Source organism: Kroppenstedtia sanguinis (assembly GCF_050433445.1).
Classification (GTDB): domain Bacteria; phylum Bacillota; class Bacilli; order Thermoactinomycetales; family DSM-45169; genus Kroppenstedtia; species Kroppenstedtia sanguinis.
The window spans coordinates 1-8,107 of record NZ_JBNPXF010000043.1 but is presented as its reverse complement, the minus strand read 5'-3'; the positions used below and the strand labels follow the sequence as shown (position 1 = coordinate 8,107).

Here is an 8,107-nt window from a genome sequence, read left to right as displayed (position 1 = left end):
AAGTGATCGGCCGCTAGGGGGAGGTCGGCGGCCAATGCCTCCCGGATCGGTTTTCCGTTGTCCCAGGTTTCGGAGAGGGCCAGCATCTCCCGGTTCTCTTCGATCCGGTCAGCAATTTGCAGGAGGATGCGGCTGCGCTTGGCTACCGGTGTTTTCCCCCATTTTTCCCTTGCCTCATGGGCTTTTCTTACCGCCAAATCGATATCTTCTTTCTTGGAGCGAGGCACACGGGTGAACACCTTGCCATCCACCGGGGATGGATTGTCAAAGTACTCGCCTCCGACAGGGGCCACCCACTCGCCTCCGATGAAGTTTTCGTACCGGGACTTGTACTGAACAAAGCTCCCCTCCGTATTCGGTGTTCTAAATCTCGATAACGAAACACTCAATTCTATTACCTCCAGTCCTTTTCTCAAGGGTTTTGTCGGTAAATAAAAATAAGCAAAATCAATGCCATTAGGAGATCCTTTCGTATAGTAGGTTTTCAAGAAGATTATTTGTTAACTGTACTGTACAGCGTAACACTTCGTTGCAGATATAAATTGTGTGTGATTACATAATTAGTGGCTCAGCAAAAGGTGATCCACTGGCACGAGACCGAAGTGGTCATCACCGGGTATCGGAAGAAAGAATCCGGTTGGTTGGTCGCCGTGGAGGTAGACGATCACCCTCGCCCCGGCGGGGTGATGGAGCTGGGGATTGGACCGAGGGCAGATATGGTGAGCATGCGCAACTCTAATGCCCTCGCTAACATGGACAACCTGAAGGATCAAACCTACCACGCTAATTCCAAAATCGCCTCGATCCAAAAGAAAATGCTCAACGCCGTGGACCACTACCAAAACATTCAAGGGTCCTTTCACATCCAGTTTCAAAACAACGGACAAAATGAAATGGTTGAATTCCAGGTGGATGAAGGAAAAACACCGGGCAGCCATGTGAAAGTAACCAAAGCAAATGGAAATGAAACCAAGTCAAATGGGAAAGAATACCTGATCATGAACCATGAAATAGAGAAATTCTCTAAATCGAATGTGGCTCCCAGAAAAGAGGTCAAAAGGCCCCGGCACTTTTCCGATGAAAACGGCCAAGCCGTCTTTGTCCAGCGGCAACTAAAGAAGTGACGTTCCCGCAAAACTACGCATTCTGGCTGCGTAACAAGGAAAACAAAGTATGTTCAACCGAGATGTCACGGTAATCGAGGGCAAACACAAGGAATCTCTTTCCAAGAAATGGGGCGCCACAAATCTCAATTATCCGATTCTTTCTCGCATTCATCCACATGTTTTAACACTCGATCCCGGCCCTGACAGATGTGTTCGTGCATGGCGATTTTGGCCCGATCGCCGTCCCGCTTTTCAATCGCTTCCAAGATGATCCGGTGGAATTCCAGGGAGCGGAGCTGTTCCGATCGGTCATACCAGTAGAAGGATTGAAACACCAGGGGCAGAACGATCAATTTGCCGATGTGAAAACGGAGATGTTCATTGCGGGAAGCGGCGTGAACCGCTTCATGAAACCGCTGGTTGATGCGAAGAATCCCCAACATCCCGTCCAGATCCCGGGGCTCTTGCTCACGGAGCGCCTGTTCATAGGCGAGGTTGGCCTCCTGCATCTCCTTTAGCTCCTCCGGGCTTCGGTACAAAGCGGCCTGGCCCGCCGCGTAGCCTTCCAACAGGGTGCGCAAGTCGTAGATCTGCCGGATATCTTCTCTGGAGAAGGTGCGGACGATCATGCCACGCCGAAGTGGAGTGAGCAGCCCTTCCGACTCCAACTGCTTCAGCGCTTCCCGGACCGGCGTCCGGCTCACCTGCCATTCCCCGGCGAGAAACTCCTCCGTCAAACGCATCCCCGGTTTGTATTTTCCGACAACAATCGCTTCTTTGATCAGCTGGTACACATCCAAAATCGTCACCTCGCTGTCATTGTATACAAAGAGAGACTACAGGACAAATAATTTCAATAATTTACCCTTTTCAACTTATTTACTATTGCCTTACTGTATACAAAGTGTTAATCTTTCTAAAAATAAGTGAGGTGAATAGATATGACCGAGGCTCAACCGGAACAGCTGCCCTTGGAGGGAGTCCGCGTCATTGAGTTGGGGACTCTCTTGGCCGGCCCCTTCGCCGGGCGCTTGCTCGCCGATTTCGGGGCAGAGGTGATCAAAGTGGAACCTCCCGGTAAGCCCGACCCGATGCGGAATTGGGGGAAGGAAAAGGACGGGGTGGGCCTGTGGTGGCCGGTACAATCCCGCAACAAGAAGTCGATCACGCTAAACCTGCGGGTAAAAGAGGGGCAAGCGGTCCTGAAGGACTTGGTAAAGGAAGCGGACATCCTGATTGAGAACTTCCGACCAGGGACGATGGAAAAGTGGAACCTCTCCTATGAGGAGTTGTCCACCATCAACCCGGGGCTGATCATGGCCCGGACCTCCGGCTTCGGTCAATCGGGGCCCTACAAACAGCGGGCCGGATTTGGCAGCGTCGCTGAAGCGATGGGCGGCCTGCGCTATGTGACCGGGTTTCCCGACCGTCCGCCGGCGCGGATCGGCATCTCCATCGGGGATACCCTGGCGGCGCTCTTTTCCACCATCGGCTGCATGACCGCCCTTCATGAACGGGAACGCTCGGGCCGGGGTCAGGTCGTCGATACAGCCATCTACGAGTCGGTGTTCGGGGTGATGGAGAGCCTGGTTCCCGACTACCTCCTGGCCGGCTATATCCGGGAACGGATGGGCAACATCCTGCCGGGGATCGCCCCGTCCAACATTTATCTCACCCGGGATGAAACGTACATCGTGATCGGAGCCAATGCCGACAGGGTGTTCCGGAGGTTGTGTGAGGCGATGGGAGAGCCGGAGCTGGCCGACGATCCCAAGTTTGCCACTCATACAGCCCGCGGCGAGCACCAAAGGGAGCTGGACGCGCGGATCGAAACGTGGACCAAAACCCTGGATGCCAAAGACGTTCTCTCCCTCCTGGAAGAGAAAGGGGTTCCCTCTGGGATGATTTACTCGGCGAAAGAGATCGTGGAAGATCCCCATTACCAGGCGCGGGAGATGATCATTGAGACCGAGCATCCCCAATTGGGGAAATTCCCGATGCCGGGGGTGGTTCCCAAACTGAGCCGCACCCCGGGACAAGTCCAGTCCGTCGGTGCCGAGGAACTGGGCCAGCACAATGATGAAGTTTACCGGGAGCTCCTTGGTTATGACAAGGCTAAACTTCAGTCCCTGAAAGATCAACACGTGATTTAATTTTTCACCAGAAGGTTGCCAATATTAAAAAAGGGGGTTCCCCATGAGCGACAAAGTGAAAGAACCCATCCGCAACAAATGGATCTGGATCGGACTGGCTTTCATCGTGTTGGCCATTGTTCCCTGGTACTGGCCTAAGGGCGCCCTGCAATCGATGATCCTCGGCTTCCCGCTCTGGGCTTTTGTCTCCACCCTGTTTTCCCTCATCCTATGTGGCTATCTCAGCTGGCTCTGCCTCCACCAGTGGCACCTGGTGGAAGATAAGGAGGAAGCCGAGCGCCGAGGGGAGGGAGATGAAGGATGAAACTGGCCTTTGCGGGACCCGACGGAGTAATCATCCTGATCCTGTATGCGGTGGTGATGCTGTGGATCGGCTATGTCGCCGGCCGCGGACAAAAAAGTTTGCAGAAGAGTTTGTCTGGTTATTATCTGGCCGGGAAAAACCTGGGGATCATCGCGCTCTTTTTCACCTTGTATGCCACCCAATACAGCGGCAATACCATCGTGGGTTATGCGCCGACAGCATACCGGGAGGGCTTTTCCTGGTTGCAATCGATTCCTTTTATGACCATTATTATCGCCATGTACCTGATGTTTGCCCCCCGCCTCTACGTCATCTCCAAAAGGAAAAACTTTGTCACTCCGACGGATTGGATCTCCTACCGTTTCCAATCGAAAGGGGTGACCCTCTTGGCCATCTTCCTGATGTTGTGGGGGTTGGGCAACTACCTCTTGGAACAGCTGGTGGCCATCGGGCACGCCGTGGCCGGCATGACCGGCGGGACCATCCCCTACCAATGGGGCGTGATCGCCTTCGTTCTGGTGATGCTCGCCTATGAGTGGCTGGGCGGGATGAAGGCCGTCGCCTTCACCGATGTGATGCAAGGGGTGGTGCTGATGATCGGGGTGGTTGTCTTCTTAGGAGGGGCTTTCTATTTGGTCGGGGGCAATTTCGCTGATGTGACCCGGCAGATCGCCGAAACAGAACCGGCCAAAGTGGCCGTCCCCGGCTGGGAGACCTCGATCAACTGGTTCAGCATGCTGCTCCTGGTCGGCTTCGGCGCGGCTATTTACCCCCATGCCGTCCAGCGGATTTATTCTGCGGAAAGCGAGCGCACGTTGAAACGCTCCTTTGCGCGAATGGCCTGGATGCCGCCGTTGACTACCGGCTTGGTCTTCCTGATCGGCATCATCGGGATCAGCCTGTTTCCCGGGTTGGATGAGAGAGGATCGGAACAGTTGGTAGGCTTGATCGCCAACCAGGTGGCCTCCATCAACCTGATCTTCTACTGGGTGATGGTGCTGTTCTTTGGCGCGATCGTGGCGGCGATCATTTCCACCGCCGACTCCGTCCTGCTCAGCTTTTCCTCGATGTTGTCCAACGACCTTTACGGCAAATACATCAACCCCGATGCCAGTGAGGAACGAAAGGTGAAGTTCGGCAAAATCGGCGGGGTGATCGCTGTCGCCCTCCTGCTCTGGATCGCTTGGAACCCCCCGGCTACTTTGTACGAAATCTTTGTCCTGAAGTTTGAGCTGCTGGTCCAGGTCGCCCCCGCCTTCTTCCTCGGTCTGTACTGGAAGCGCCTTTCCGCCGGCCCCGTCTTCTGGGGCATGCTGACCGGAGCCATTTGTTCCGGCGCCCTGACCCTCTCCGGCTTCGGTACCCTCTGGGGCATCCACGGCGGCGTCATCGGCCTCATCCTCAACCTCCTCATCTGCGTAGCCGGCTCCTATATGACTTCCGTGTCTACCGACCACCAACGGCAAGCGGAGGAGAAAATGGCGATGAATTTGTAGACGATGTCCTGCTTGGTGATTGGACAAAACCCCACAAGCCCCGGAACGGTGAGCCGTTTTCGGGGCTTTGTTGGTGGTTGGAGGGGTGAAATTTGGATTGCCTTCACTACACAATGATTCTGTTGCACTTTAACTATCATACGAAGGTTTTAACTTATGCTAAGATTGGGCAAATGTTATTCCCACCCTCCTGATGCTGTAGTAAATTATCAGCAAGGAGGGTTGCCTATTGAAAATCTTATATAAATTTTTAAAAACACTCCATAGCAAAAAAGGATCCCCCACCATTGAATACGTGATGCTGATCGCCGCCGGTGCACTTTTGGCAGGCATGCTGATGAGTGCCGTCAACAGTGAACCAGTGAAACAGGAACTACGCCAAGCGGTCGCTTGTCAGTTTTCCGACATCATGGTGGATGAGAGCGGGAATTCGGCCTGTATCGATGGTTCAGCGGCTCAGGAGAACAACCAAGCATCTCCATCGGATTCGTCTGATTCACCTAACGTTGACACCCTACAACCCACAGGTGACCTTTCCGCTCAAGCCATGGATGACCCCTCACCACCGGACGAAAACAAAGGGTTTTTTGACTCCATAGGGGACACCCTGAGTGACATTAAGCAGGGCGTCGAGGACTTCATAGAAGATCCATGGGAGGAGACCAAGGAAGCGGCCAGTAATGCTTGGGAAGGCATCAAATCCGGGGCCCAAGCGGCTTGGGATTGGGCCAAGGAACATAAAGAAGCGATTGCGGCCACGCTGACTGCAGCTGCTGGTGTTGTCCTCTTATTCGTTCCAGGTGGACAAGGTTTCGGTGCCGGGATCCTGATCGGGATGGCGGCCGGTGGTGGCGTTTCCTACTATCAGGGGAATGACTTAAAGACCATCCTGGCTGATGCATCCATCGGTGGCGTGGCAGGCGCTTTCGGGGGTGGTGTCACCGGCGGGGTGGCCAGAGGGGCTGTTCGTTATGTCGGTCGAAGAGCAGCCCAACTCATCGGGAACTCCGCCGGAGCCTCTGCAGGAAGCCTCGCCGACGACTTCCTCCATGGGCGAAAATTCAACTGGAAGAATGCGACTGTCGCGGCGTTTATGGGGGTCGGATTCACCGTCGTCCCTCATATGGCTGCCCAGAAGCCTGCTATGGGTATCACACCGAAGGCGCAACAGGCGACGAGCCAAGCAGCTAGCCAAAGTAGCAAATTTAGTTACACAATAGGTAAAGAAGAAGCGGAGCAAGCCCTTCAGGGATACAGTCGGTTGATGAAAAAACCGAACCGTGCTTATTATGATAATGGTATGCTGGGTCGCAAGAATCCACTTGAATTTGTTGTTCAACAACGATCCATTCAATACATGTCAGATAAGCAATTGATTTACCGGTTCAAGAAAAAACTCGCGCCACGAAACCCTAAATACGGAAGAGCCGAAAAGGGCACATACACTCTGCACCACTGGAAACAACGAGAAGAGGGTCCATTAATTGAAATGCCGCAAAGTATTCACCAAGGAAAATCAAGTCGTTTGCATCCATTAGGGAATAAAGGTGGAATAGGTAAGAAAAGACCCGGATGGGATGACTACAGAGTGGATTATTGGAGAGCCCGATACATTGAAGAGCTTCATAGAAGAGGGCATGAATTCCCTCTGAAATTGGAATAGGAGGCCGATAAGTTTGATCATGAAAGAAGCGATTCATAAACACATCATTGAGAATAACCCCCCAGAAGCAATAGGCGGGCCCGTCCCCATGAGTGAAATTGAAGCGGCTGAAATAGAATTGGGTGTAAAGCTTCCTGAAGACCATAAGGAGTATTTGCATCACTATGGTTCAGGAGGAGTACCAAAATATGAAATGTTAGGTTTAAGAGTGGCTGAATTCCTGCCAGACACCGAAAAATCATTTGTTGAAATGACTAAAGAGTTTCGAGAAGGACTCCCTAAACCATATGACAAAATGGTGGTTGTATGCCTTGATTATGATGGTGATCCTGTAGGTTTTCTGCCCGATGAACCCAACATATTCGTTCTTGATCATGAATCCGGGAAAAGATTGGAGATGGCTGACAGCTTCGAACATTTGCTTGAGAAACTGATAAACGATGAGTCGTTTTTCTAAGGTCTGAACCAAAGGCCTTACGGCTCCCCCGGGCGGGAATCACCCCGCCCGGTTTTTGTTTGCCGCCGATAAAAAAACATCCAAACCAATTGGATAAAGAGATAAAATGGGAGATTGAAAGAGATGCTATGTTAGTAGAGGATGGATGGGATTTGACGTGGGTGTTTGAAGATGCTACAGCAAGTAAACCTTTGATACAAGAATTGGTGGGAGACGTGATGTAGCCGCTAACTTTAAAGGATTACGTGGAAAAAGCATTGAATGAACAGTTGGATATTCAGTTTTGAAATAACGGGAGCCTCCGATGGGAGGCTTTTTGTACATCGTTATATAAGGGTTTTTCTGATGTTACACTAAACAGTGGGGTTGATGCTTTGATGAATTACCTTTTGTGAGATGGCATCATGACGACCTTGATTATCCCAATCTCAATAGGAAACGAGGAAGCCCGAGTTTTTCCCGGGGGTAAAATCGGATACGTTTAGCATAAAGAACTTTGATGGTGTACGTAGGTTCCATGGAGACATGTCTATGGTACAAAACGATGAACGAATATTATAGGTCAATCACCCTTATTGAACTATGGTGGGGATACGATTAAACTGGAAAATGGAACCTGATTCATTCTATTATTTTTAGTCACGATTGATTTTTACTTTAGATCATACATCAGAGAAGGAGCATGAACATCATGGCCAAACTCACCCTGTCCCAACTGGAGCGTCATCTCTTTTCTGCCGCTGATATTTTGCGTGGCAAGATGGATGCCTCCGAGTTTAAGGAATACATATTCGGCATGCTGTTTTTGAAGCGTTGTTCGGACGTATTTGATCGAGCCTTTTGCAAAATGGCTTTCTGGTTCAATAAACCAGAATAACACTCAGGGAAACCAGTCTTTCACTTTCGCAAACTAAAGTGATATGGGCAT

At 51.6% G+C, this 8,107-nt stretch carries 8 protein-coding genes and 1 pseudogene; 7 read left to right on the top strand and 2 right to left on the bottom strand.

Annotated features, from left to right (window positions below):
- The coding region (locus tag JOD24_RS15860; protein ID WP_429247333.1) for an aldehyde dehydrogenase family protein at positions 1–389 on the bottom strand (389 nt) is incomplete at its 3' end.
- Between the two features lie 174 nt (positions 390–563).
- Here JOD24_RS15860 and JOD24_RS15855 point away from each other — a divergent pair.
- Positions 564–1,124 carry a hypothetical protein gene (locus JOD24_RS15855; protein ID WP_091571070.1) on the top strand — a complete coding sequence of 187 codons (561 nt, stop codon included), beginning with the start codon at positions 564–566 and terminating at the stop codon, positions 1,122–1,124.
- A 125-nt stretch (positions 1,125–1,249) separates the two neighbouring features.
- On the opposite strand, the gene JOD24_RS15850 is transcribed toward JOD24_RS15855, so the two are convergent.
- Positions 1,250–1,900, bottom strand: coding sequence for a GntR family transcriptional regulator (locus JOD24_RS15850; protein ID WP_429247334.1), 651 nt, complete (start codon positions 1,898–1,900; stop codon positions 1,250–1,252).
- 147 nt (positions 1,901–2,047) lie between these two features.
- Here JOD24_RS15850 and JOD24_RS15845 point away from each other — a divergent pair, with 147 nt between their 5' ends.
- The 6 genes and pseudogenes from JOD24_RS15845 to JOD24_RS15820 form a co-directional block, all read left to right on the top strand.
- The gene (locus JOD24_RS15845; protein ID WP_429247332.1) at positions 2,048–3,259 is read left to right on the top strand and encodes a CaiB/BaiF CoA transferase family protein; all 1,212 of its coding nucleotides are present in this window, start codon (positions 2,048–2,050) and stop codon (positions 3,257–3,259) included.
- 43 nt (positions 3,260–3,302) lie between these two features.
- Positions 3,303–3,563: a hypothetical protein gene (locus JOD24_RS15840; protein ID WP_091571062.1), complete on the top strand. Its 261-nt coding sequence runs from the start codon at positions 3,303–3,305 to the stop codon at positions 3,561–3,563.
- Positions 3,560–5,059 (top strand): sodium:solute symporter family protein, encoded by a 1,500-nt coding sequence (locus JOD24_RS15835; protein ID WP_429247331.1) that lies wholly within the window; start codon positions 3,560–3,562, stop codon positions 5,057–5,059. The genes JOD24_RS15840 and JOD24_RS15835 overlap by 4 nt, the downstream gene beginning before the upstream one ends.
- A 229-nt stretch (positions 5,060–5,288) precedes the next feature.
- The gene (locus JOD24_RS15830) at positions 5,289–6,722 is read left to right on the top strand and encodes an HNH/ENDO VII family nuclease (protein WP_429247330.1); all 1,434 of its coding nucleotides are present in this window, start codon (positions 5,289–5,291) and stop codon (positions 6,720–6,722) included.
- 19 nt (positions 6,723–6,741) lie between these two features.
- Entirely contained in the window at positions 6,742–7,179 is a 438-nt protein-coding gene (locus tag JOD24_RS15825; protein WP_091571111.1) for an SMI1/KNR4 family protein, read from the top strand.
- A 691-nt stretch (positions 7,180–7,870) separates the two neighbouring features.
- A pseudogene (locus tag JOD24_RS15820) lies at positions 7,871–8,008 on the top strand (type I restriction-modification system subunit M N-terminal domain-containing protein); the annotation flags it as partial.
- Positions 8,009–8,107: the final 99 nt, after the last annotated feature.

Excerpts from the sequence above, each read along its gene's own strand:
- JOD24_RS15845 (WP_429247332.1), top strand. The coding sequence starts at position 2,048 with ATGACCGAGGCTCAACCGGAACAGCTGCCCTTGGAGGGAGTCCGCGTC.
- JOD24_RS15840 (WP_091571062.1), top strand. The coding sequence starts at position 3,303 with ATGAGCGACAAAGTGAAAGAACCCATCCGCAACAAATGGATCTGGATC.
- JOD24_RS15835 (WP_429247331.1), top strand. The coding sequence starts at position 3,560 with ATGAAACTGGCCTTTGCGGGACCCGACGGAGTAATCATCCTGATCCTG.
- JOD24_RS15825 (WP_091571111.1), top strand. The coding sequence starts at position 6,742 with ATGAAAGAAGCGATTCATAAACACATCATTGAGAATAACCCCCCAGAA.